Genomic DNA, 24,653 nt, shown 5'->3' on the forward strand with positions numbered 1-24,653 from the left:
ACGGGCCGAGCCTCCGGGCCCCGCGAGACAGCCGCCGGTGGAGCCGGGCCGGCTGACGGCCCGGGTGCGCGAAAAAGCAGGAAGCCGCGGATGCCCGGCCGAGCCTCGTGCCACGCAGCGGCGCGGCAACGATCGAGACGGCCCACATCCTGCGGCTTCAGCCCGAGACGCACGTCAATGCTGCGCCCACTGCTCCTTGGTGATCTCGTACCGTACGCCTCCGAACTCGGAGCCCTCGATCATCTCCATGTCGGGGGGAACGGGGATCGTGTCCGCGAGCGTCATGTCGAGCTTCTCCATGATGTTGCGGGAACCGCGGTTCACGGACATCGTCTCGGCCCAGACCATCCGCACACCGAGCTGTGTGAACGCCTTGCCCAGCAAGGCCCGCGAGACCTCGGTGGCATAGCCCCTGCCCCAGGCCGCCTGCCGCAGCCGGTAGCCGAGTTCGACCTCGTCCAGCGGGCCCTGCGGCTCGGGACGCAGGATGAACCAGCCGATGAACGCTCCGCCGTCCTTCTCGTGCGCGGCGAACAGCCCGAGGTCGCCGCCCCACTTCTCGTAGTTGGCGAGGATGTTCGGCAGATAGCGCTCCCGGACGAGTTCCGGTGAAGTCGGACGGCCGCCGCTCAGGTAGCGCATCACCGCCGGATCGCTGTCCAGCTCGATCAGCAGGTCCGCGTCATCGGCGGTGAAGCGGCGCAGCGCCAGGCGCTCGGTTTCCAGATAGGTGTCCACTAATCGATCATGACGGAAGCGGATCGGGCAGCCCAACGGTTTTCCCCGGATACCGCCGGCGAACCACGGCCGTACGGCATCGGACCGCCGAGCTGCAGAGCCTCCCGCGTCACCGGTCAGTGCCCGGCGGGCTCCCACCACGCGAGATTGGCGGCCGCCCGGGCCACCGGCTCGATGGTCTCCCAGCACTCGGCGATCAGCCCGTCCTCGACCCGCCAGATATCGACGACCGCGATCTCCGGCCCGTCGGGCAGCCGTCGCCGCGAGTGCAGCACGACGTGATCACCGTCGGCCAGCAGGTGGCGGACCTCGACCTGCATGTCGGCGAGCGGGATGAGTGCTGCTTGTACGGCATCGAGCCATTCCGTCTTGGTGGAGGACGTCGAGTCAGGCCGGTGGTGGATGAAGTCCTTGCTCAGCAACGGCTTGAGCACCTCGACGCTGCCCGTCTCGATCAGTTCCGTCAGTGCCCGTTGAACGATGCTCTTGTGGTCTGTGGTCATGGCAGCAGTGTTTCCGCGGGCCGCGACGGTTGTCGATGAAGTCGCATTTCATGGCGCGCGGCTCCACGATGAGTACGCTCGATGACCATGCATACGATCGGGGAGCTCTTACGGCAGTGGCGGCATCGCCGACGACTCAGCCAACTCGATCTTGCGATCGCAGCCGATGTCTCGGCTCGTCACGTCAGCCTGGTCGAGACGGGCAAGTCCAACCCGAGCGCCGAGATGGTCCTCCGGCTCGCGGACCAGCTCGATGTGCCGCTGCGTGAGCGCAACCGGCTGTTGCTCGCGGCGGGCTTCGCACCCCGGTACGCCGAGCGGTCGCTCGACGACGGCGCGCTGTCGGCGGCCCGGGACGCGGTCGAGCGGGTGCTTCGTGCGCATGAGCCGTACCCGGCGGTGGCCTTCGACCGCCGGTGGAACATCGTGATGACCAACCGTGCGGTCGAGCCGTTCTTCGCGGACGTCGATCCCGCCCTGCTCCGGCCGCCGATCAACCTGGTGCGTCTGGGACTGGACCCGCGAGGATTCGCTCCCCTGGTCGTCAACCTGGCCGACGTGCGCCTGATGTTCCGCTCCCGCATCAGACGTCAGCTCGCCGCTGCTCCCGACGCCGAACTCACCGCGCTCTATGAGGAACTGCTGGAGCCCGACTCCGAGGACGCTTCGAGCCGATCGGTCGCATCCGATGTCGTGATTCCGATGATCCTCCGTTTCGACGGACGAGAGCTTCGGCTGTTCTCGACCATCACCACGTTCGGTACGCCGATGGACATCACGCTGGACGAGGTCGCGATCGAGTCGTACTACCCGGCGGACGCGGAGAGCGCCGCCTACTTCGAGGCGTCCGACGGCGGCGCCCGAGCAACCGCCTGCCCCTGATCGGCGCCGCGGCGGGCCTGGCGGTGCGGCTGTCCGGCATGGACAGCCACACCGCCGGAAGGCGCGAGCCCGGCCGCGCTCAGCGAACCGGGCGCCCTCCATGGATAAGAAGGTCTGTCCTGCTCTTCAGGCGACAGGAGCGATCAGGGCCGCCGGTAAGGCCGGCAGAGCAGGTCCTTGAGATTGCCGTCATCGAGGCAGACGCGCACGAGTGCGGCTCCGCCGGGGACATCGGCCGGAACCTGGAAGCTGAAGTTCTTGGACGTACCGCACGCCGTGTCGGAAGAGGCGGAGCCGGCCGAGCCCAGCTTCTCGCCGGCCGCGTTGTAGGTGTACGCCCAGGTGCGTCGGCAGTACTCCGGGCCGGCCGCGCTCACCGACTTGTGCGTCCCCGTCACCACGACCGACCGGTTGTACCAGGTGATCGTGCCCGTCGTCCATGTGTTCCCTACCAGGATCGGGGCGTAAGGGGTGACGGGGTAGTCGGCGACCTGAGCGCTCGCGGCGGGAGCGCCCAGCAGGGTGCCCGCGGTCAGCACGACGGAACCGAGCGCGGCGGCGAGATGAGTCTGCATATGAACTCCAGGATGGGGCGGGTGAGTTGGGATGAGCCGGTTGCGGCTTCACATCCTGGGCGGGGCGGCCACCTGCGGCCCATCTCTTAAGCCAGGGCTTAAAGGGGGCCACGTCAGCAGGCGCGGCGACTCGTGCACCTCGTCCCGTCGCGCACCTCGTCACGAGAACCCGGTGGCACCCGAGCGGGGCGACGCTCGGCCCGCCGGGCTGATGCCGCTGTGCTCCTGGGGCTCACTGCTGCGTCAGGGCGCCGGTTCGCAACAGGGCCAGCCCGAGGGGGGTGATGAGGTGCAGCACGGACCCGCCTCGGCGACTGGTGGTGATGAGGTCCGTGTTCCGCAGCACTGTGGCGTGCTGACTGGCCGCTGCGGCCGTGACGTCGAGACGGCGTGCCAGCTCGGTCGTCGTGCAGCCTTCCGCTGTCACCCGCAGTGCGGCGGCTCGCGTACGGCCGAGCAGGGACTCCAGGTTCCGGACGGTGGAGCCGTCCGGTTCTGCCGGTCCGGTACCGGTCAGCGGCCGGCGCAGGGCAGGTACGGTCAGCCGGGGTGGCTGGGCGGTGTCGAGCGGGTCCCACAGGAAGCTCACCGGGTGCTTCGAGAAGACCGTGGGCGTGATGATCAGTCCCCTGCCCCGAAGGCGCACCTCGACCTGTCGCGGGTAGGGAGCTTCGAGCACCGGCGGACGCCAGTGGACGAGTGGTGCGCAGACGGAACGCAGCAGCAGGTCGATGCCTCCCTCCAGCACCAGGTTCGCGCAACGGGTGGAGAGCGCGACCAGTTCGGCCCGTCCACGGTCCCAGTAGGGCTCCACGGTCAGCCGATGGCAGGCGCGCACGGCCTCGGCGAGCTCCCGCCGCGCGTCGCGGTCCCCCTCGGACACCCGCCTCGCCCATGACAGGTGTCGGGGATGGAAGTCGAGACCCTCGAACTCGCGTCGCAGCCGGGACGCCGGGGCGTGCAGCAGGTTGTCCACGGCGTGGTCCGGAGAAGGCACATCACCCATCAGGGCCAGCAGATCAAGTCCCGGACCGCGCACCGGAACCAGGGACGTCAGGGGGCGCGTGTCCGCTCCCATCCGGCCCGCGACCGCCGACCGCCATGAGCGCAAGTGAAGAAGGTCCCGCTTCTCCCTCAGCAGCTCCAGGCTGTAGTAGATCTCCGCCGCGACGCCGATCGTCGCGGCCACCCGTGTCCGGGCGAGGTCTTCCGCCGTGAAGTGAATGCGTAACACCAACCGGGCCCCCTGTCACCGCGATAGAGCGCGTGAGCGCACCCTCAGCATGCCCCACCGGGCACGCCTCAAGGTGCCTCCCGATCACCAGGGAGTGAGAACGATCTTGCCTTGAACATGGTTGGTCTGGCTGAGTTCGTGCGCCTTGGCCGCGTCCTCCAGCGGCAGGACGTGATCGACGACGACCCGGAGGCTGCCGCGTTCCACCAGATCGGTGATGCTCTCCAGATCGGCGCCGGACGGGGTGAACCCGAACTCGACGAACCGCAGACCGCGCGCCCTGGCCTGCTCCCGGACGGCGGTTCGGTCGGGTCCGGTGCCCCGCACGTCGATGAGGATTCCGCCCGGCGTGAGCGTGTCCAGCGATCGGGGTCCGTAGTCGCCGCTGATCGGGTCCAGGACCACGTCGATGTCATGGGTGACCGCTGCGAAGTCGGTGGTGGTGTAGTCGATGAGTTCGTCGGCGCCCAAGTCCCGCAGGAACGCGTGTCTGCTCTCCCGGGCGGTGCCGATGACGTAGGCGCCGCACGCCTTGGCGATCTGCACGGCGAGATGGCCGATCCCGCCGGCTGCCGCGTGGATGAGCACCCGCTGCCCGGTGCCGACCGCGGCGACCCGCACGAGCGGCTGCCAGGCGGCGAGCGCCGCGACCGGCAGTGCCGCGGCGTGCACATGGTCGATACTCGCCGGCGCGGCGGCAAGCGCTTCGACCGGTGCGACTACGTACTCGGCATAGGTGCCGTGGGGCGGAAATGCGCAGCCGTACACCTCGTCGCCGGGCCGGAATCGCGTCACCTGCTCGCCGACCGCCTCCACCACTCCGGACAGATCCAGTCCCAGAGTGAACGGCGGGTCACCGAACTTGCGCACCATTCCGGAACGGATCCTCCAGTCGGCCGGATTCACTCCGGCCGCGGAGACGCGGACCAGCGCCTCGCCCGGACCCGGCGTCGGCAGGGCGGTCTCGACGAGCTCCAGAACTTCGGGGCCGCCGTAGCTGCGCTGGCTGACCGCACGCATACGGGTGGTCATACGGGCACTCTCCTCCGGTTGTTGGCCGGCTCGGCCGATTTCGATCACCATCCTCGACCACAGCGGTTTCTCTTGTGAAGTAGGCACCTGATTGATATCTAGGTACCTCATGGAAACCATCAGGAGTGAGGCCTCCGAGGAGTGGGCCGCCACCTACCGCCGCGATTGCCCCTCGCGCACCGTTGTCGAGATGTTGGCCAACAAGTGGGTGTTGTACGTCCTGGCGGCGCTCCGTCGGCACGAGCGACCGATGCGCTTCAGCGAACTGCGACGCCTCCTGGACGGGATCACACAGAAAATGCTCACCCAGACCCTGCGCGCGCTGGAACGCGACGGCCTCGTCGACCGCACGGTCTACCCCACCGTTCCGCCACGCGTGGAATACGGACTCACCGAGCTCGGAGTCGAGGCCGGTCGGCTGACCAGCGCCATCAGCGCCTGGTCCGTGGAGCACGCCCGGCAAGTCCTGGCAGCACGCCAGAACTTCGATGATCGGGCCGCCGCCGCACCAGAACCCGTTCGATAACCGCCCCGGCCGGAGAGGCCGCCGGTCCGTGTGTGACTTCGGGCGTCGTTCCGCGCTCTGCGCAGGGCGCTTTTCCGTGCGCTGCGGGCGCCGCACATTCCGTGCACTGTGGGACCAGCCGCAGTGCACTCGTGGGCAACGTGTGCCCGCGGAATGGATTTAGCGTGAGGGGCGACGGTCCGCGGCACTCTGCGTCACTTGTTCACGCAGCTTGCCGCCGGAAGGACCGGCACACCGATGAAACCTCTGGAGATGCACATGTCCCACTCCGTCGAACCGGTTCAGCCGGTTCAGCCGGTTCTGGAGCCCGCGGCTGCCGCCTTCGCCGAGGCGACCGCCAATCCGCCGTACCTCTTCGACCTGGCCCCGGCGGAGGGACGCAAGGCGGTCGACGAGGTGCAGTCCTCGGAGATCGAGAAGCCCGCCGTCGACGAAGAGTGGATCACCGTGTCGGGCGGCCCGACGGGCAGCGTCCGAGCACGCATCGTCAAGCCCGCCGGCGCCGAGGGCACCCTGCCGGTCATCCTCTACATCCACGGCGCCGGCTGGGTGTTCGGCAACGCCCACACCCACGACCGCCTGGTGCGCGAGCTCGCCGTCGGCGCGAACGCGGCCGTGGTCTTCCCCGAGTACGACCTCTCGCCCGAGGCGCGTTACCCGGTCGCCATCGAGCAGAACTACGCGGTCGCCCAGTGGGTCGTCCAGCAGGGTGCGACCAAGGGTCTGGACGGCTCACGGCTCGCCGTGGCCGGAGACTCCGTCGGCGGCAACATGAGCGCCGCGCTGACCCTGATGGCCAAGGAGCGCGGCGACGTCCCGCTGGTGCAGCAGGTGCTGTTCTACCCGGTCACGGACGCGAGCTTCGACACCGGTTCCTACCACCAGTTCGCCACCGGCTACTTCCTGCGCCGCGACGGCATGCAGTGGTTCTGGGACCAGTACACGACCGAGGACGCCGAGCGCGCCCAGATCACCGCGTCCCCGCTGCGCGCCACCACCGAGCAGCTCACCGGTCTGCCCCCGGCTCTGGTCATCACCGGTGAGGCCGATGTGCTGCGCGACGAGGGCGAGGCGTACGCCAACAAGCTCCGCGAGGCCGGTGTCCCGGTCACCGCCGTGCGCTTCCAGGGCATCATCCACGACTTCGTCATGCTCAACGCCCTGCGAGGCACCCACGCCGCCGAAGCCGCCATCACGCTCGCCACCGGCACCCTGCGCGCCGCCCTGCACACCGCCTGAACACGGGAGATCTGCACATGACCACCTCCATACCCACCGTCGTCCTGATCCACGGCGCGTTCGCCGACGCGACCAGCTGGTCCGGCGTCATCACCGAACTCCAGAGCGAGGGCATCCCGGTGATCGCCCCGCCCAACCCGCTGCGCGGCCTCGCCGCCGATGCCGCCTACGTCGCCTCCGTGGCCGCCCAGATCGACGGTCCCGTCGTGCTCGTCGGGCACTCCTACGGCGGCGCGCTGATCACCGTGGCCGGCACCACGGAGAACGTGGTCGGGCTGGTCTACGTGGCCGCCTATGTCCTCGAAGAGGGCGAGAGCCTCGGCGAGCTGCAGGGCCGCTTCCCCGACTCGCCGCTGGTCAGCAACCTGAAGCAGTGGACGTACCCCGTGGCGGACGGTGACCCCGCCGCCGAGGTCACCATCACCGCGGAGGCCTTCCCGTCCGTCTTCGCGGCCGATGTGCCCGCGGACGTCACGAAGGTCCTGGCGGTCGCTCAGCGCCCGCTCGCGGCCGGTGCCTTCACGGAGACGGCCTCCGCCGCCGCGTGGCAGACCAAGCCGTCGTGGGCGCTGATCGCCGGCGCGGACCAGGCCATCAACCCGGAGGTCGAGCGCTTCGGCGCCGAGCGGGCCGGCGCCACCGTCGTCGAGATCGAGGGCGCCTCGCATGCCGTCGCCGTCTCGCAGCCGAAGGAGGTCGCCGCCCTCATCCTGGACGCCGTACGCGCGGTCGGCTGACCGTTCGGCGATCCGCCGCTGCCCGAAGCCCCGGCCCGCTCGAAACGTCGAGCGGACCGGGGCTTCGCCGCCGTACGGCGACCGACCCTGTGACAGGTCAGGAAATGCTCCACTGCTGGTTGCTCGCGCCGGTGCCCGTCTCCTGGTCCACCGCCGCGCCCTGGGTGGTCGAGCCCGCGACACCGATGTGCAGGTCGCTGCCCACCCCGGTGAGCATGTACGTGCTGCCGGTGTAGCTGCCGACCAGGTCGAGGAACCACTGCTGGTTGGTCCCGCCGTTGCAGGTCCACTGCTCCAACTGGACGCCGCCGTCGGTCGATTGGTTCGGCACGTCCAGGCACAGGCCGCTCTTCACGCTCTTCAGCGTGTAGACGTTGTCCGCCACCTTCGTCAGGGTCCACTGCTGGTTGGCGCCGCCGTTGGACGACCACTGGATGATCTTGGCGCCCTTCGCCGTGGAGCCGCTCGCCACGTCCATCGCCATCGAGCTGTTGCCGTTGGTCAGCGTGTGGACCCCCGAGGAGGGCAGCCCGCTGCCGGCGGTCCAGGTCCCGGCGTCGGCATCGAGGGACCAGGTGGGGTACTGACCGACGTTCACCGTCGTGCCCCTGATGGTCATCGGCAGCCAGATCAGTTTGGACGAGCCGAGGTCGGAGGTGTCCCAGCGGTCGCCGGCGTAGAGGTACGTGGTGCCGGAGGTGCCCTGGACGGTGATGACGTTCGCCGTCTGGCTGCCGTAGGTGTGGGTGCCGGGAGCGGCGAAGTTCCGGAAGGCCGACCACGGGCCGCTCAGCGAGGTCGCGGTGGCGTAGATGTTGTCGTTCAGACTCCAGCCCGTCAGGTGGGAGCCGAACACGTAGTAGGTGCCGTCCTTCTTGATCATGGCAGGTGCTTCGACGCTGTTGCCGCCGCTGGCGCCGAGTACCGCCACCGCGCTGTCCACGGACAGGTAGTCGGCGGACAGTTTGTCGATGCGCAGGCCGTTGTTGCGGTCCTCGCTCAGCAGATAGGCGGTGCCGTCGGTCTCCTGAAACAGGCCGAGGTCACGGCTGAGGTTGCCCAGCGGCCGGAAGCTGCCCCGGTAGGTGTACGGGCCGCACGGGGTGCTGCTGGTCGCCACCCCGACCTTGGCCTCGGAGTAGTTCGTGCTGTCGATGTGCATGTACATCACGTACGTGCTGGTCGACTTGTTGTAGATGACCTTGGGCCGCTCCACGACGCGGCTGGGGCCGAGGTCCCCGCTGCTCTGCCTGCTCAGGGCCTGGCCCTGGTAGCTCCAGTCGGCGAGGTTGGTCGAGGTGTAGCAGGTGATGTCCTGGAAGGACGTGTCCGACGAGGTCTCGCCGGTCTTGTCCTCGCCGAAGCCGTACCAGGTGTCTCCCACCTTGATGATGCCGAGGCCGTGCAGCTGCAGGGTGTTGCCGTTCTGGTCGGTGCGTGCGGCACCCGTGGTGAACGACACCGTGGCGGCGTGCGCCTCGGTCGCCGGAAGCAGGAGGGCCGCGACGCCGCCGAGCAGCGCCAGAAGGGCGGCGCCGGCTCTGCGCCATCGGCCGTCCGGCCGACGAGATGTTCCCTTGAACATGCTGTTCCCTCTCCGATCCGAGCAGGCGGGTCCCTGCCACCTGGCGGGGACCAATGAGAGAGGTGAAGGAGCCATGACGTCAAGAACTTCGATCGATTTTGTTTGTTCTTGACTCCCATCCGCTCTGTCCGAAATTTCGACCATCCGTCCTGTGTGTATGAGGGGTTGACGCTGCGGATGATGAGACGTTAGAACTTCGCCGCAGCAAGAATCTGTTACTTGCTGGTCGAGTTTGTTTGAATGGGCTTGCTGTAGCGAGGAGAACGCCGTGACCGTTCCAGAACGCCGGGAGCCCTCCCGCCGAGGGATTCTCAAGGGCGCCGCCGTCACCGCCGCGGCGGCCGCCCTGGGCGTCGGGGCCACGCATCCGGCCGAGGCCGCCGACGCCTCCGTCACCGCCACCTCGCTCGACGGCGCCACCAGCATCACGATGTCGCTGACCGGCGGTGCGCTGACGTGGTCGGCCAGGCGCGACGGCGTCACGGTGGTCGACACCTCCGCCATGGGCCTGCGGCTGAGCGACGGCACCACTCTCGGCACCGACGTCGCAGTGACGAACTACCAGCACTGGCATGTCGACACGACGTGGAACCCCGTGTACGGACGCAACGCGACCGTCTCCGACACCTACCAGGAGATGCGCTGGAACCTCCGGGACACCGCCACCTCCGTCAACTTCGGGGTGCAGATCCGGGCCTACGCCTCAGGCGTCGCGTTCCGCTACGTCCTGCTCGACCGGGGCCCCGTCACCGTCGCCGGCGAACTGACGACCTTCGTCTTCCCCGACGGCACGCTCGTCTACAGTGCGCGGGACGAGGACGCCTACAACCCGGTGGCACCTGGGTCCGTCCCGTCCACCGGAACCTCCTCCACGGACACCGGCCCGCTGACCGACCTCCCGCTCACCGCCACCTACGCCGACGGGCTCATCGCCTGCGTCTGCGAGTCCGCCCGGATCAACTACCCCCGCCTGATGCTCAGTTCCGTCTCCGGCAACGCCAACACCCTTGCCGCGTACCTGATGCAGCACACGGCGCGCGGCTCCGGAACGGTCCAGACGACCTCCACCGTCACCGCACCGTTCGCCACGCCCTGGCGCGCCGTGGTCATCGGTTCCACCCACGCCGAACTGGTCGACAACGCCGAACTGGTGCTCAACCTGGCCCCGGCGGGCGCCCTCGCCGACACCTCCTGGATCAAGCCCGGGAAGGTGTTCCGCTGCAACCTGACCACCGCCGACGGACTGGCGGGCGTCGACTTCGCGGTCGCCCGGGGGCTGCAGTACATCGAGTACGACGCAGGGTGGTACGGGCCGGAGAACAGCACGACCGACGCGACGCAGCCGATCTCAGCGATCGACCTGCCCACGGTCCTGTCCTACGCGGCCGGCAAGGGAATCGGCGTCCTCCTCTACGTCAACCGCATCGCCCTGAGCAGCCCGGACACCCTGTTCGCCCTCTACCGCAGCTGGGGCGTCGCCGGAGTCAAGCTGGGCTTCATCAACGACGGCACCCAGGCGATGACGAACCAGATCATCACCTGGGCCACGACGGCGGCCAAGTACAAGCTGCTCATCGACATGCACGACGACGTCCGCCCGTTCGGCTACGAACGCACGTATCCCAACTGGATCAGCCTGGAGGGCGTCCGGGGCAACGAGCGCTTCCCGACCGCCGGCCACAACGTGACGCTGCCCTTCGCTCGCAACGTCGGCGGTCCGATGGACTACACGATCTGCTACGGCCAGTCCCGGGACCAGACGACCAACGCCCACCAGATGGCGATGGCCGCGGTGTACTACCAGCCCCTGAACTTCCTGTACTGGTACGACGCTCCGTCGAAGTACGCCACCACGTCGAAGTGGCCCGGGCTGCCCTGGTTCGACGCCGTCCCCACCGTGTGGGACCAGAGCCGAACCCTCGCCGGTTCGATCGGCGAGTACATCGCCGTCGCCCGGCGCAGCGGCAGCACCTGGTACCTGGGGGCGATGACCGACGAGACGGCCCGAACCCTCTCGATCCCGCTGACCTTCCTCGGCAGCGGCAGCGGCACCTACACCGCCACGGTCTACGCCGACGGAACGCCGGGAAGCAGCCCCTACCAGACGCCCGTCGTCGTGAGCACACGGACCGTCACCTCGGCGAGCACACTGAGTGTGGCGATGGCCGCCGCGGGGGGCCAGGCCGTGGTCCTGAGGCCGAGTTGAGCACTGACCAGGAGGAACCAGGCGTGCGGCACTTCGACCACTGCCCCTGGCTGTTCGCCGATGAGGCGACCGAGGAACAGCGAGCCGCCCAGTGGGAGCGGCAGCGGGCGATCGGTGGGGACAGCGAGGTCGGTGAGCGGTGCTACGTCGCCGAGTCCGCCGCGGTGTTCCCGGACCGGCTGCGGCTCGGCGGCGACTCCTACATCGCCGCTCACGCCTACGTCACCGATGAGCTGACCACCGGCACCGACTGCACGCTGAACCCGTTCACCACCGTGCGGGGCACCGTCACCCTGGGCAACGGCGTGCGGATCGGCGCGCACACCTCGCTGCTCGGCTTCAACCACTCCATGGCACCCGACCGTCCCGTCTTCCAACAGCCCCACACCAGCCGGGGGATCACGATCGGCGACGACGTGTGGATCGGCTCGCACGTGGTCGTGGTGGACGGTGTCACCATCGGCGACCACTGTGTGATCGGCGCCGGTGCGGTGGTGACCAGGGACCTGCCGGCCTGGACAGTGGCCGCCGGGAACCCGGCACGTCCCTTGCGCGACCGCCGCGGTGCCAAGGCATCCCTCGCGCCCTCCGGCGCCGACCCTCTCACCCGGTTCGCGGACACCGCCCGCGCTCAGGCCGCCGACATCCTCGCCCGGTGCTGGGACGGCGACCGGTACGTTGACCGGCCCGGGGCGACGCCGACCCTCCGGGCGCACTGCGACGCCGTGGAGATCGCCGACGTGTTGACGGGCTCGGCCCCGGAGCAGTTGACCGCGGACGAACACGGCAAGCGGTTGAGTGCCGCCCAGGACCCGGACACCGGACTGACGCCGGAGCTCGGCGAAGTGCTGCCGGCGCCCGACGAGGACGGCTTCGTCGGGGACGGTCCCGCGCTCTACCACCTCCTGTCCGCCGGCTACGCCCTCGACCTGCTGGGCCTGTCCTTTCCCCATCCGGTGCGCGGCATAAAGGAAATGACGGGTCGTCAACTCGTCACCCGGCTTGACGGGCTGCCGTGGCAGGACGGCGCCTGGGGAGCCGGGGCCTGGATCGACGCATGGGCCACCGCGGCACACTGGAACCTGCGGCACGAGGGAGAGGGCGGTGTGCATCCCGGTGCGCTGGAGTCACTGTTCGGCTGGCTGCTGACCCGGGTCGACCCGTGGACCGGGATGTGGGGCAGCCCGTCCGCCGAGACCGGCCGCCTCCAGGTCGTCAACGGCTACTACCGGCTCACCCGCGGCTCGTTCGCCCAGTTCGGGCTGCCGGTTCCGCATCCGGAACGGGTGGTGGACGCGGTCCTGGACCACGCCCGCGATCCCCGGCACTTCGGCGCCGGCCGGGACAACGCGTGCAACGTGCTGGACGTGGCCCACCCTCTGTGGCTGTGCACCCGGCAGCTGGGAAACGGGAGCCGGGGCGAGGGCTACCGGTCGGCGGACATACGTTCCTGGGCCGAGAGCCGGCTGGCCGCGATCCTGCCCCGCTGGCAGGACGGCCGAGGGTTCGGCTTCGGCTCCGGACCGGCGGGCCCCGGCCCGGAAGCAGGGCTCCAGGGCACCGAGATGTGGCTCGCCATCATCTGGTACCTCGCCGACCTCCTGGGCCGCGCCGACTCCCTCGGCTACCGCCCGCGCGGCGTCCACCGGCCCGAACCGGCCCGGTCCACGGTCCGCAACGACACCGGAGCGCCGACGGCGCGGTGACACCCGGCAGAGGCAGGTGAACGGCCGGCGAGGTGTGGGGGCACCTCGCCGGCCGTGTGTCTGTGATCAGTAGCCGACGCGGAAGGTCGCGTCCTGCCGTTCGGTCGTGGTCGAGATCGGGTCGATGCGCAGGACGTAGTTGGAGTGGCGGATGTAGCGGGTCGGGTTGTTGTACGAGCGGAAGGAGGCCCAGGTCGCGTCCGCGAGGCCCGCCGTGCGGTAGAAGGTCGCGTCCCCGGCGAACGTCGACGTGCCGTCGTTGACGTCGAGTTGGAGGGCGTAGTTGTAGTGGCGCAGGTAGCGGGTGGGGTAGTTGACCGACTGGAAGGAGACGCCCGTGCTGTCGGCGAGGCCGGGGACGAGCTTCCACTGGGAGTCGGTCGGCGGGTCGATCGGGTACGCGTCGATACGGCCGACGTAGTTGGAGTGGCGGATGTAACGGGCCGGGAAGTTGTAGGACTTGAGCCGGTTCCAGGCCGGGGCACCCCACTTGGCGATGAGGTTGTTGTACTGCGTCGTGCTGATGGTGGCGACACCGCAGTGCTTGGAGTTGAGCGGCTGGGTGTAGGTCTTCTGGTCGAGCGCGGTCCAGGTGCCGGACGCGAGGCTCGTGGTCTGCCAGGCGTAGAAGACGCCGTTGGGGGTGTAGGTGTCTCCCCACAGGTACCAGGTGTTGGACGTGAGGGACTTGACCAGGGTCGGGGCCTCGGTGCCGCCGTGGGCGACGCCGGTGCTGAACTCGGTGAAGCTGCCTGGGTCGAGGGAGGTGGAGCGGGCGCCCACCAGGGTCTGGTTCTTCTTGAAGTAGAGGTAGTTGACGCCGTCGACGCCCACGGCCATGTCGCCGTCGATCACGTCGTAGCCGGGGTCGAAGAAGACCTGGGGCGCTGAGGCGGTGAGGAAGTCCGTTGTGTAGTTGACCATGATCACGTTGTGGCCACTGGAGTTGACGGCGGAGTAGATGAGCGCGTACTGGCCCCGGCCCGCGTCCCAGAACGCCTCGGGCGCCCAGGAGTGGGTGTTCATGTCGTGCAGCTTGAGTCGGTGGTAACCGGTGAAGGTCCGCAAATCGGTGGAGTTCCAGACGTGCACGTACTGGCTTACGTAGTTCCAGTCGGTGCCCTTGAGGTCGGTGGCGATGACGACGAAGGTGCCGTCCTGCTTGCGCAGGATGAAGGGGTCGCGCAGGCCGAGGTCGCCTTCGGTGGGGGTGACGACGGGGTTGTTCTGGTTGAGCGGTGTCCAGTTCAGCGAGTCGGTGCTGACGGCCAGGTGGAGTCCGTAGTCGGTGCCTTCACCGAGGGAGGTCGATTCGGTGAAGTAGCCCATCACGTACGCCGAGTCGGCGGCGTACGCGGTGCCGGCGCCGAGGCTCAGTGCGCCGGTCACGGCCAGCGGCGTGGTGGCTGCGAGGCCGAGGAAGTGGCGGCGGGAGGTGGCCATGCGTGCTCCAAGGGATGTGTGCGGGGGCCCTCAAGGACAGCCAACGGCGATCGGTATATCGAACACGGTTCGGTGAATCGGTCAGAAGTTAAGGCGTGGCCATGTGCGCGTCAATCACCTCGTACATCTTTGGTGAAGTCTGTGCACGTGGGTCACGCTCACTGGACCGCCGTAGGGTCCGACCGGAACCTCGGGTGATCCGCGGAGCCCATCGGCGAGTGGGAGGAGCGGAGTTGAAGCGCTTCGACGCCACCATCGCTTGCGCTGAGGCGTCAACAACCAGTACCTCAGCGCGCTTCTACTGACTCAACCTCTTGTTTCGCTGGAAGCGTCGCATTAGCTTTCGTTGTTGTGTGAAGCGCTTCGACGCGAAGGTGACAGGGGAGCGCCGGTGGGGAGTCCTCGAGGGTGTGTCAGTGGTCGCCGTGTACCCCCTGGTCCGGCAGTGCTGCCGTAAGGCGCCGCGAACTTCCCGCACGATCCGACCGACCCACCGATGAAAGGATCCCAGGTGTCCGACCAGCACCCGGCGGGCGCGAGCTTCGCCGGCCCCGTCGTCCCCGGCTTCCACCCCGATCCCAGTGTCTGCCGTGTGGGCGACGACTACTACCTCGCGTGCTCCAGCTTCGAGTACTTCCCCGGCATCCCCCTCTTCCACAGCCGCGACCTGGTCCACTGGACCCGGATCGGCAACGCCCTCGACCGCCCGGAGCAACTGCGCCTGCCCACCTCCATGCCGTCGTCCGGCGGGATCTACGCCCCCACGCTGCGTCACCACGACGGCCGCTTCTGGCTGATCGTCACCAACTGCAGCGAGGGCGGCGGCAATCTGCTCGTCACCGCCACCGATCCGGCGGGCCCCTGGTCCGACCCGACCTGGCTGCCGGACGTCCCGGGCATCGACCCGGACCTCGCCTGGGACGAGGACGGCACCTGCTGGTGCACAGTCGCCGGGGTGTCGCAGGTCGCCCTCGACCCGTACACAGGACGCACCCTCGGTGAGCCCCGCAGGCTGTGGTCCGGCGGGCCCGGCGCCAAGGCCCCCGAGGCGCCCCACCTCTACCGCATCGGCGACTACTGGTATCTGCTCATCGCCGAGGGCGGCACCGAGCGCGGCCACGGCATCTCCATCGCCCGTGGGCTCTCTCCGAACGGCCCCTTCGAGCCGTGTCCGGCCAACCCGATCCTCACCCACCGCGGTACCGACCACCCCGTCCAGAACACCGGGCACGGGGACCTGGTGCAGGCCCCTGACGGCTCCTGGTGGATGGTGTTCCTCGGGGCGCGCCCGCACGGCGGCACTCCCGGCTGGCACGTCCTCGGCCGCGAGACCTTCCTCGCTCCGGTCACCTGGGAGGACGGCTGGCCCGTCGTCGGCGACATCCTGGCGCCGGGCGACGACGGGCCCGGCGATCCCTACCACGACGACTTCGACCTCACCGAACTGCATGCGTCCTGGATCTCCGTACGCGACCGGTCCGCCGAGCACTGCACCACGAAGGAGCGCCCCGGCTCGCTGACACTGCGGGCACGCGGCACTTCCCTCGACGAGCCGGACGCCGTCTTCATCGGTCGGCGCCAGCAGCATCACGCGTGCCAGGCGCGTGCCTCGGTCGATCCGGCGCAGGGTTGCGGCGGGCTCGCCGTTCGGCTCGACGAGCAACACCACTACGACATCGAGGCGGACGGCACCGAGGTGCGGGTGGTCTCGCGCGTCGGCTCGGTGCGCGCCGTCGTGGCCACCCTGCCGGTGCCCGCCGGCCCGGTCGTTCTCGGTGTGCGGATCACCGAGCCGCCGGAACGGTACGACCCGCGCACCGGACCTGATCTCGTCTCCCTCGGCGTGGAGCGGCCGGACGGCACCTTCGCCCCGCTCGCGACGCTAGACGGCCGCTACCTGTCGACCGAGGTGGCCGGCGGTTTCACCGGCCGTGTCATCGGCCTGTACGCGGCCCAGGGCGTCGTCCACTTCGACTGGTTCGGCTACGAGCAGCTGACCGCCTGAGCCTGCTGCACGCTCCTCCCGATGCAGGAGTGGACCCCGGGTGCCGTGCTCGGCACCCGGGGCGAGTGAATCGTCAGCCGACGGTGCCTGTGACCGTACTTCCGGACTTCGTCACCTGGTACGTCATGGTGGCTCCGCTCCAGAAGTGGAAGACGAGCGTCGCCTGCGTGTTGTCACGCAGTGAGTTGAGGAACGCAGGAGTGAGGACGAGGCCGTTGCCCGGGTAGTCCGGGCTGAACGACACGTTGAACTCCTGGTAGGAACTCCAGTTGACCGGACCGGCGTTGGTGCCGTCGGCGTACTTGCCCTCCATGGTCGCCAGCTGGTCACCGCGGAACTGGGTGGGGATGGTGAGACCGCTGGTGGTGCCGGTCGCTGGGGAGAGGACCGGGCTGTCGTACGTGATCACATGGATCTGCCACGGGAGACCGCGGGAGAACCGGGCCTCGATCGTCGCGTTGGTCCCGTAGGCGCGGTTGCCGGCAAGGCGGGTCAGCGCGGTCGCCGTGAGTGTGAGCTGGTTGCCGGACACCGTGTAGTCCCGGCCCTGGGCGAGCTGTGTGTTGCCCTGCCAGAGGCCTCGGAACGTGAGGCCGTTGGGGTTGAGGGTGAGCGTCTTGGCCGTGATCGCACCGGACTTCGCCAGGAACACCTGGTCCGAGGAGGCGGTGCCCGAGCGGGTGGTCCAGCTCGACTTGATCCGGTTGAACAGCTCGGGGTCGGTCCACTGCAGCGTGGCGCGGCTCAGGAAGGCGAAGGTTCCCGGGTCCCACAGGGCCGTGGTCACTCCGGCGGCGCGGGCGTCGTGGCCGAACTGCTCGAAGTACTTGATGGCCTCGCCCCGTTCGATGCGGGACGGGTGGTTGCTGTCGGGGTACGCCAGCAGGCCGTATTCGCCGAGGTAGACGGGGATTCCCTTGGAGGTGAAGGTCGCGCGTATCCGGTTGAAGTTGTCGGTCATGTCCTGCTGCGAGGTGGCGTCGAAGCGCGTGCCGCCCGCGACGTTCACACTGAACGGGTAGTAGCCGTAGTAGTGCACGGTGGCCACGAGGTTGGGGTCGGCCAGCGACTTCATCTCGGTCGACAGGGCGTCCAGGAAGATCTGGCTCGAGTTGGTGTGGAGGCTGGGCAGGACGAGCAGACGGGTCGCGTTGTTGCCGCCGGACTGGCGCACCACGGTGTGGAACGCGGTGTTCAGTTCGTCGTTGTACTGGATGCCCTGGGCATCGGTGGTGTTGTCGAACTGCGGCTCGTTGTTGCTCTCGAAGAGCAGGGTCTTCGAGGAGTCCCTGAACTTGGACGCGATCTGGGTCCAGGAGGCCTTGAACCGGGCCAGGACGTTGTCGTGGTCGGTGGGCATCTTGGCGACCCACTGCCACGAGTCGTGATGGACGTTGATCACGACGTAGAGACCGTCGGCCTGCGCCCAGTCGACCACCTGCTTGACGCGGTTCATCCATGTCGCGTCGATCGTGTACGGGGCCGTGGAGGACTGGTGGTCGGTCCAGGTGACGGGGATACGGACGCTACGGAAGCCCTGGGCCCTGATGGTGTCGAACAGGGCCTTGGTGGCTGCCGGGTTGCCCCAGGAGGTCTCGTCGGGGATGGCGTCCAGGGTGTTGCCCAGGTTCCAGCTGGGCTGCATCGCGGCCACCGTGCCCATGGGGCTCAGGGCCTTGTGCGTGAGTGCCGTGGCCGCGTCGTTGTGGGGCGGTGCGGCGAAGGCGGTGGTGCTGGTCAGCCCGATCGCGGCGACCAGCGCCACCAGGAGGCCGAGCAGGCGACCGGGGCCACTTCTGCGGCGCTCGGTGAGGTGATGCGTTCCCTTCATCTTTGACTCTTCTCTGTTGGCCGAGCGGAGGTTCCGCCCGTGGGGAGGCGTGCGGACAGATGGCCGGACAGGCCGGACCACTCCTTGGTGGTGCACCAGGCGGGCGCGGGCAGGTCGGACGGCAACGCCGTGACCGACCTCGGCTCCGGCGCCGGATGGGCGGGCCGGAGCAGGACTGCGGACGGGGCCGCGGGCAGGGAGAAGACGGACTGAGCTCAGGTGAGGCGAAGAACGGCGCAGCCGCCGACGGGCAGTTCGGCGAGCGAGCCGCCCGTGAGCAGGTCGTGGGCCGGCTCGGACAGGGCCACAGGTTCCGTGCCGTGGTTGATCAGGAAGCGCCAGCGACGGCCGTCCGCGGCGTGCCGGGTGACAGCCTCGACGTGCGGAGGCAGCCCGGGCGCCTCGGCGCCCACCCCGGCCTCGTCGAGCAGCCGGGCGACCAGCGCGCCGTAGCCGGTGTCGTCGAGGAGGGTGGAGAGGTACCACCCCTGCCCGGTGCCGAAGCGGTGCCGGGTCACCGCAGGGCTGCCGGTGAGCATGCCGTGGGTGTACGTGGCGAGCGTCTCGGCGCCCTCGGCGTGCAGGGACTCGCTCCAGGCGGTGCCTTGAGTGCCGTCCGACAAAGTGATCCGCTCGTCGCGCCGCAACGGCCGGTACTCCTCGACACGGATGCCCAGCGCCTCGCGCAGGGGAGCGGCCGGATAGCCGCCGAGGCGGGCGTGGAGGCGGTCGTCCACGTAACCGCTCGCGTGCTGGACGAGGAGCGTTCCGCCGCCTGCGACATAGCGGCGCAGGTTGTCGGCGGACCGGTCGGAGAGCAGGAACAGCGCCGGTGCGATGACGAGCGGGTAGCGGCCCAACTCGTCGTCGGGGTGGGCGAAGTCGACCGTCACCCCTGAGTCCCACAGCGCTCGGTGCGCCCGTTCCAGGGCCGCGGGATAGTCGAGTTCCGCCGAGGGAAGGCCGTCCACGCCCAGTGCCCACCAGGCGTCCGGACCGTGCAGGACGGCGACCCGCGCGGAGACGGTCGAGCCCGCCAGCTCGCCGAGCCGGGCGACCGCCTCCCCGGTTTGTGCGACCTCGCGGAAGATCCGGCTGTCGGGTCCTGCGTGCGGGACCATGGCCGAGTGCCAGGTCTCGGCGCCGGCCCGGGACTGCCGCCACTGGAAGAAGAGGGCGCCCTCCGAGCCGCGCGCGATGTGACCCAGGGTGTGGCGCAGGATGTCACCGGGGTCCTTGGCGAGGATCCGGTCGCCGTCGTAGACGGTGCTGGTGCCCTGCTCCATCAGCAGCCAGGGGCGGCCGCCGCCCAGTGAGCGGGCGCGATCCGCGTGGAAGGCGACATCGGCGGCCGCGTCCACGCCGGGCGAGCCGGGGTACTGGTCGGAGCTGACGACGTCGAGTTCGCGGGCGAGGGCCCACAGGTCGATGTTCTGGTACGCGGGCAGCATCAGGTTGGTCGTCACCGGCCGGTCGCTGTGCGCACGGATGGCGTCGCGCTGCTCGCGGTAGGCGGCGATGACCTCGTCGGACCAGAAGCGGTGGAAGTCCAGTGCCTGGCCGGGATTCCTGTGCCAGTTGGTGGCGCGCGGCGGCAGGACCTGCTCCCAGGAGGTGTAGCCCTGGCTCCAGAAGGCCGTCCCCCAGGCCTCGTTGAGGGTGTCCAGCGAGCCGTGGCGGGAGCGCAGCCAGACCCGGAAGGCGGCGGCCGTGTGGTCGCAGTAGCACAGGGTGACGTACTCGTTGTGCACGTGCCACAGCGCGAGGGCGGGGTGGTCGCCGTAGCGTTCGGCGAGCGCTGCGGCGATCCGACGGGCCGCGGTGCGGTACGCGGGCGCGGTGAGGCAGTAGGTGTCCCGGCTGCCGTGGACGAGACGGGTTCCGTCGGGCCGGACCGTCAGTGCGTCCGGGTGCGCCAGTGTGAACCAGGGCGGCGGGGAGGCTGTGGGGGTGGCGAGGTCGACGGCCACGCCGTTCGCGTGCAGGCGCTCGATGTGGGCGTCGAGCCAGGCGAAGTCGTAGCGCCCTTCCTCGGGTTCGAGCAGGGCCCAGGAGAAGACGCCGACAGTGGCCAGGTTGACCCTGGCCCGGCGCATGAGTGCGTCGTCCTCCTTCCAGACCGGTTCGTCCCACTGCTCGGGGTTGTAGTCACCACCGAACGCGAGTCCGCCCAGGCGGTCGGGGAGACGGGGTGAGGTCATGACTGGCCCTTCGGGCGGGGGGACTTGTTGGGCGTGGTGCTATCGAAGCGCTTCACCTGGCGGCGAACGTTAATGACATGTTTCTCGCGAAACAAGGGGACAACAAGTGGGAAATTTGCTTGGCGCAAAGCCGTTGACAGTTCGCGGGGCGCGGTGGCAGCGTCGAAGCGCTTCGATCAGTGCGCTCACCCTGCTCACCTACTTAGGGGTTTCCTCGTGGGTTCCGCGTCCCCAGCCGCCTTCGACCGGCTCCCGTTCCGGGCCCCTGCGCTGCCGATCGACAAGCGCTTCGACGATCTGCTCGCTCGGTGCAGTGATGAGCTGTTGCCTCGCGTCGGCCGGCCGGATCGAAAGGGATGGCCGGCCGACCCGAACCTGGGATCGGTAGGAGTCCCGGCAGCGAGAGCCTCGCCGCATGGACCTGCAGGAGATGCTCGGGCTGTGGTGGACGGTGCCCGCTGGGCTGGCGTTGGTGGGCTATGCGTGTTCCCTGGCCGGACTGACCCGGCCGCAGCGGGCGGTGTGGGCGACGGCTCGGGTCGTCGAGGTGCATCCGCCGGGACACGGTGAGTCAGGGAACCACGGGATACCGGTGACGATCGTGTACCAGGACCCCGGCACCGGGCGGGAGTTCAGGCTGCGCCACGAGAACAAGCGCGGCGACCGGGTACTGGCGGCCTGGGTGGGGCAGGAGTTCCCGGTCCGGTTTCCGCGGCGGCGGCCGGAGCGTTTCCAACTCATGCTGGACAGCGAGGGGCGGACCTCCGGGACCGGCGGGCCGAACTGCATGGTGATCCTGCTGGTGTTGGGCCTGGTCGTCCAGTCGTTCTTCGCGTGGGGCTGGCAGTGGGGGCTGATCTGTGCCGGTGGCCTGCTGCTCCTCGTCGTCGCGCTGAGCCGGGACGGCGAGTACGCCCGCACCCGCGCCGCTCAACTGGCCGCAGGCGTCACCGTCCAGGGCCGCGTGGTCGCCGTCACCAGGGACGTCCACTCCGACGGCGAAGGCGGCGAGAGCGTCAGCCACGCCAGTGTCGTCGCCTTCACCACCCACGAAGGCGTCGAGGTCACCGCGCTGTGCACGCAGGGCATCCGGGACGTCGCACGATCCCTCGGCCGTGACGTTCCCCTCCGCTACGCGCCCGCCGACCCGTCCCTCCTCACCGCCGATCCCGACCACGAACGCCGCGAGCGCACGTTCCACATCAGGTTCGTCGTCACCCTGCTGGCCACCGGGATCGCCGCGATCGGGTTGGGCGGTTACTGCCTCCACCACCCCTGGCCCTTCACCTGACGATGCAGGTCAGGGCCGCCCACAGGAGGGGCGAGTGCTCGATCCGGCCGCCGGCGCGCCACTGGTCGAGCTGCTGTCGCTGCCAGGCGCCGAGATGGCGGACCGGGTCGTGGTCCTCGTGGGCCGCGTCCACGGCGACCACGGCCTCCGTGAGTGGCCGTACGGACTCCGGCAGGCCGGCCAGGCGGTGGAAGGCGAAGCTGGTGGGGAGCACCCAGCGGGTGGCGGTGACCAGTTGGGCACCGTTGTGGATCATCGCCGTCGCCAGGCCGAAGGACTCGGCGAAACGGAGATCGCCGCCGCTCTCGCAGGCGATCAGCGCGACGCGCGGCGGTGCGGGCCAGAGTTGAGCGCCCGGCACGCCGTCCGCGCGCAGCGGGAGCGTACCCAGAAGCAGGTCCTTGGCGGACAACGGGCGGTGGGTGCGCACCGGTTCGGTCATCCCCGTGGTCTCCGGGCCGCAACACAGATGGAGGGTGACGTCCTCGCTCTGCCCGCCCTCGACGGGGGCGCCGCTGACATGACCGACGTACATCAGGCGACGGGCGCCCTTGCGCAGCGCCTCGCCCAGCCAGTCGCGGTCGAGGTCGGTGCGGCGGAAGGCCTCGGTGGGGGTGGCGACGGAGGGTACGACGGTGCCCGCGTCGAACCTGCGCCGTACGAGGGACAGCAGCGCCGGGTCCGAGCCGGGCTGCCCCAGCACCGAGCCGAGCGGGGAATCGGCGCGGAAGCCGGGGACGCGGGGGTCCAGGACGAGCACCACGGCGTCCGAGTGCGGGTTCTGACCGGTCGGGGTGGTGCCGGCCCGTCGTAGCGATGTCGGTGCCGTGGTGGCGATGTCCACGAGGTCGATCAGCCGTTCGTCGCTGTCGTCACCGTCCACGGCGAGCAGCTCCCACGGGACCTGGGCCACCCGGGGCGAGGGCTGGAGCCGCATCAGCGGACGGCCCAGGTGGGCGGACACCTGGCGGATCTGGTCGGTCAGGCCCGCCGGCCACAGCACCTCGGCCAGCATGCGGGAGAGGCGGCGCTCTTCCTCGTACGTGGCCAGCGCGCCGGACCCGAACGCGCGCCGCATGCCTTCCGTGCCGCCGCCCGGCAGTTCCGCGGCCAGCGCGCGGATGGCCTCGTCCACGTCCTGCCCCGGGGTGTACCCGGTGCCGAAGCCCTGGGCCCCGCGGGCCCACGTCCAGGTCATGTGCAGGTCACCGGCGTCGGCGAGGCGGACCTGGACCACCGGACGGCTCGCGTCGGTCAGATCGTCGGCGGACAGAACGGCACCTCATCCTCGCTCACGATCCGCCGGTGATAGCGGAACTCGGCTGCCTGGACGTACTCCTGGAGCGCGGTACGGCCGCCCGCCTCCGCCGACATCACGATCTTCGGCGGTGGTGCCACTCGCAGGCCGACGGAGGCGGCGGCCTCGGCCGCGATGCCGCCCAGTGCCAGGGGAGCGTCGCCATCGGGGGCGTACGTCTTCATGGCGGCGTCCGGGAAGACCGCCGCCGCCTTGCCGGCTGTGGACGTACGGCTCAGCGCCAGGGAGGCGCCCGCGCACCGGTGTTCCACAAGCTCGAAGATCAGCCCCTGGTCGTTGCTGCGGAGGGCCAGACGGAAGACCAACTGCATGGCCTCGTCCGCCAGTTGGAGCCACTGGCTGCGGGCGTGGGCGGTCGCGAAGTCGTAGCGGGCCGCTTCCAGCGTCAGGGCGGCAGGCAGGGCGAGGGAGAGCGCATTGGCGAGCGAAGCGCGCTCGTGGACGCCGTGGTCGGTCCGGTTCAGGTTGTCCTCAAGGGTTCGCGCGAGCATCAGGTCCACCTGGGCGCACCGCTCGAACACCCCGCGCTCCTGGTACACGTCCCGCGCGCCCTGGGCGAGCCGCTTCATCTCGTCGATGTCGCCCCTCTCGTACGCGTGCCGGGCGCCCATCAGCATGGTGTCGGCGGCGGCGATCGAGGCGCCGACCTGCTGGAAGCGGGCCAGACTGGATGCCGTCAGAGCGGCGGCGCCGGCCGCGTCCCCGCGGTATGCGGCGATGGCTGCACGGGCCTGTTCGCAGACCGCCAAGTCCGCGGCCTGGCCCTGCCGTTCGAAGATCTCGGCGGCCTCGGCGTACAATTCCTCCGCGCGGTCGAGGTTGCCGGCCTGCAGCGCCGCGTACGCCCGGTGGGAGAGCACCTGTTGGCGCCCCGCGTGGTGTCCCAGTCTCAGATGGGCCTCCTCCGCGCGGGCGAAGAAGTCCTCCGCCTGCTCGAACCGCACGGTCGAGGCGCAGACGACCCCAAGACAGTCCAGCAGATACGGCTCAGTCGGCGGCGCGTCGGCCAGCAGCGCGGAGGCCAGCTCCTCGGCCGCGCCCCACGCGCTGCGGTCCATCAGCAGATGCACTCGGCTCAGGCCGATCTCGGCGGTGCGCAGCCCCTCGATGTCGTCGAACTCCGACAACAGGGCCGTCGCCTCGTCCATCGCCTTCTGCGCCTCGTCGAACTGCCCGGTCCTGCGCAGCAGTTCGACCCTGGCCAGCACTGTCTTCAGCAGGACCTCCAGCCACAGCCGACGGCCGTTCGGTCCCATCGGCACGGACGCGATGCCCCGCACCAGATCGAGGGACCGCCCGATGGACAGGGCCGCCCCGGGCAGATCCGTGACCGCGAGCTGCACCGACCCGATGTCGGACAACAGGTGCCCGCGCAGCAGTCGTACGTCGGGAGAGTCCTCGAACGACTCGGCCAGGGCGAGGAGTTCGCCGTAGACGGCCAGCGCTGCCGGAAGATCCGGGGTAAGTTGATGGCGCTCGGCGAGCGCGAAGCCGCTGTCGAAGGGCTCGCCGTAGCTGAGCCCCGCCGCCTGCTCCTGCTGTTCCGCTGCGTCTTGCGGGTCTTCTGGGTCTTCCGGCTCTTGCAGGTCTTCCGGCATGGG

20 protein-coding genes are annotated in these 24,653 nt (G+C 69.6%); 9 read left to right on the top strand and 11 right to left on the bottom strand.

Annotated features, from left to right (window positions below; all coding sequences use genetic code 11):
• Positions 1-174: 174 nt before the first annotated feature.
• Both ACN6LB_RS03735 and ACN6LB_RS03740 read right to left on the bottom strand, forming a co-directional pair.
• Positions 175-738 (bottom strand): GNAT family N-acetyltransferase, encoded by a 564-nt coding sequence (locus ACN6LB_RS03735; RefSeq protein ID WP_445024528.1) that lies wholly within the window; start codon positions 736-738, stop codon positions 175-177.
• Positions 739-854: 116 nt separating this feature from the next.
• Positions 855-1,241: a nuclear transport factor 2 family protein gene (locus ACN6LB_RS03740; protein WP_445024529.1), complete on the bottom strand. Its 387-nt coding sequence runs from the start codon at positions 1,239-1,241 to the stop codon at positions 855-857.
• Between the two features lie 87 nt (positions 1,242-1,328).
• Between ACN6LB_RS03740 and ACN6LB_RS03745 the strand changes: the two genes are divergently transcribed.
• Entirely contained in the window at positions 1,329-2,123 is a 795-nt protein-coding gene (locus ACN6LB_RS03745) for a helix-turn-helix domain-containing protein (protein WP_445024530.1), read from the top strand.
• Positions 2,124-2,266: 143 nt separating this feature from the next.
• Here the strand turns inward: ACN6LB_RS03745 and ACN6LB_RS03750 are convergent, their stop codons facing one another.
• The 3 genes from ACN6LB_RS03750 to ACN6LB_RS03760 all read right to left on the bottom strand — a co-directional run bounded on the left by ACN6LB_RS03750 (position 2,267) and on the right by ACN6LB_RS03760 (position 4,964).
• On the bottom strand, positions 2,267-2,698 hold the full coding sequence (locus ACN6LB_RS03750) for a hypothetical protein (RefSeq protein ID WP_445024531.1): 432 nt from the start codon (positions 2,696-2,698) through the stop codon (positions 2,267-2,269).
• A gap of 232 nt (positions 2,699-2,930) precedes the next feature.
• Positions 2,931-3,932, bottom strand: coding sequence for an ArsR/SmtB family transcription factor (locus ACN6LB_RS03755; RefSeq protein WP_445024532.1), 1,002 nt, complete (start codon positions 3,930-3,932; stop codon positions 2,931-2,933).
• A gap of 84 nt (positions 3,933-4,016) precedes the next feature.
• Positions 4,017-4,964: an NADP-dependent oxidoreductase gene (locus ACN6LB_RS03760; protein WP_445024533.1), complete on the bottom strand. Its 948-nt coding sequence runs from the start codon at positions 4,962-4,964 to the stop codon at positions 4,017-4,019.
• Positions 4,965-5,073: 109 nt separating this feature from the next.
• On the opposite strand from ACN6LB_RS03760, the gene ACN6LB_RS03765 reads away from it, so the two are divergent.
• From ACN6LB_RS03765 to ACN6LB_RS03775, 3 genes are all read left to right on the top strand, one after another.
• Positions 5,074-5,490, top strand: coding sequence for a winged helix-turn-helix transcriptional regulator (locus tag ACN6LB_RS03765; protein ID WP_445024534.1), 417 nt, complete (start codon positions 5,074-5,076; stop codon positions 5,488-5,490).
• A 237-nt stretch (positions 5,491-5,727) separates the two neighbouring features.
• The gene (locus ACN6LB_RS03770) at positions 5,728-6,729 is read left to right on the top strand and encodes an alpha/beta hydrolase (protein WP_445024535.1); all 1,002 of its coding nucleotides are present in this window, start codon (positions 5,728-5,730) and stop codon (positions 6,727-6,729) included.
• Positions 6,730-6,746: 17 nt separating this feature from the next.
• Positions 6,747-7,466 (top strand): alpha/beta fold hydrolase, encoded by a 720-nt coding sequence (locus ACN6LB_RS03775; RefSeq protein WP_445024536.1) that lies wholly within the window; start codon positions 6,747-6,749, stop codon positions 7,464-7,466.
• 97 nt (positions 7,467-7,563) lie between these two features.
• On the opposite strand, the gene ACN6LB_RS03780 is transcribed toward ACN6LB_RS03775, so the two are convergent.
• The gene (locus tag ACN6LB_RS03780) at positions 7,564-9,051 is read right to left on the bottom strand and encodes an RICIN domain-containing protein (protein ID WP_445024537.1); all 1,488 of its coding nucleotides are present in this window, start codon (positions 9,049-9,051) and stop codon (positions 7,564-7,566) included.
• A 268-nt stretch (positions 9,052-9,319) separates the two neighbouring features.
• Between ACN6LB_RS03780 and ACN6LB_RS03785 the strand changes: the two genes are divergently transcribed.
• Both ACN6LB_RS03785 and ACN6LB_RS03790 read left to right on the top strand, forming a co-directional pair.
• Positions 9,320-11,257, top strand: a complete 1,938-nt coding sequence (locus ACN6LB_RS03785; protein ID WP_445024538.1) for a glycoside hydrolase family 97 catalytic domain-containing protein — start codon at positions 9,320-9,322, stop codon at positions 11,255-11,257.
• A 23-nt stretch (positions 11,258-11,280) separates the two neighbouring features.
• Positions 11,281-12,963, top strand: a complete 1,683-nt coding sequence (locus ACN6LB_RS03790; protein WP_445024539.1) for an acyltransferase — start codon at positions 11,281-11,283, stop codon at positions 12,961-12,963.
• Between the two features lie 66 nt (positions 12,964-13,029).
• Here ACN6LB_RS03790 and ACN6LB_RS03795 read toward each other — a convergent pair whose 3' ends face one another.
• Positions 13,030-14,406: a glycoside hydrolase family 43 protein gene (locus ACN6LB_RS03795; protein WP_445024540.1), complete on the bottom strand. Its 1,377-nt coding sequence runs from the start codon at positions 14,404-14,406 to the stop codon at positions 13,030-13,032.
• 496 nt (positions 14,407-14,902) lie between these two features.
• Between ACN6LB_RS03795 and ACN6LB_RS03800 the strand changes: the two genes are divergently transcribed.
• Positions 14,903-16,411, top strand: coding sequence for a glycoside hydrolase family 43 protein (locus ACN6LB_RS03800; protein WP_445024541.1), 1,509 nt, complete (start codon positions 14,903-14,905; stop codon positions 16,409-16,411).
• Positions 16,412-16,484: 73 nt separating this feature from the next.
• On the opposite strand, the gene ACN6LB_RS03805 is transcribed toward ACN6LB_RS03800, so the two are convergent.
• Positions 16,485-18,242 carry a cellulase family glycosylhydrolase gene (locus ACN6LB_RS03805; RefSeq protein ID WP_445024542.1) on the bottom strand — a complete coding sequence of 586 codons (1,758 nt, stop codon included), beginning with the start codon at positions 18,240-18,242 and terminating at the stop codon, positions 16,485-16,487.
• Between the two features lie 84 nt (positions 18,243-18,326).
• On the opposite strand from ACN6LB_RS03805, the gene ACN6LB_RS03810 reads away from it, so the two are divergent.
• Entirely contained in the window at positions 18,327-18,455 is a 129-nt protein-coding gene (locus tag ACN6LB_RS03810; RefSeq protein WP_445024543.1) for a hypothetical protein, read from the top strand.
• Positions 18,456-18,457: 2 nt separating this feature from the next.
• Here ACN6LB_RS03810 and ACN6LB_RS03815 read toward each other — a convergent pair whose 3' ends face one another.
• The gene (locus tag ACN6LB_RS03815) at positions 18,458-20,443 is read right to left on the bottom strand and encodes a beta-galactosidase (RefSeq protein ID WP_445024544.1); all 1,986 of its coding nucleotides are present in this window, start codon (positions 20,441-20,443) and stop codon (positions 18,458-18,460) included.
• A 415-nt stretch (positions 20,444-20,858) separates the two neighbouring features.
• Here ACN6LB_RS03815 and ACN6LB_RS03820 point away from each other — a divergent pair, with 415 nt between their 5' ends.
• Positions 20,859-21,734: a DUF3592 domain-containing protein gene (locus tag ACN6LB_RS03820; RefSeq protein ID WP_445024545.1), complete on the top strand. Its 876-nt coding sequence runs from the start codon at positions 20,859-20,861 to the stop codon at positions 21,732-21,734.
• Here ACN6LB_RS03820 and ACN6LB_RS03825 read toward each other — a convergent pair.
• Together ACN6LB_RS03825 and ACN6LB_RS03830 are read right to left on the bottom strand one after the other, a co-directional pair.
• A complete protein-coding gene (locus ACN6LB_RS03825) occupies positions 21,727-22,971 on the bottom strand; it encodes a CHAT domain-containing protein (protein ID WP_445024546.1) in 1,245 nt (414 codons plus the stop codon). The genes ACN6LB_RS03820 and ACN6LB_RS03825 overlap by 8 nt on opposite strands.
• A 17-nt stretch (positions 22,972-22,988) precedes the next feature.
• Complete coding sequence (locus ACN6LB_RS03830) at positions 22,989-24,650, bottom strand: hypothetical protein (RefSeq protein ID WP_445024547.1); 1,662 nt, start codon at positions 24,648-24,650, stop codon at positions 22,989-22,991.
• Positions 24,651-24,653 lie beyond the last annotated feature (3 nt).

It is taken from the genome of Streptomyces sp. SAS_270 (assembly GCF_052543295.1).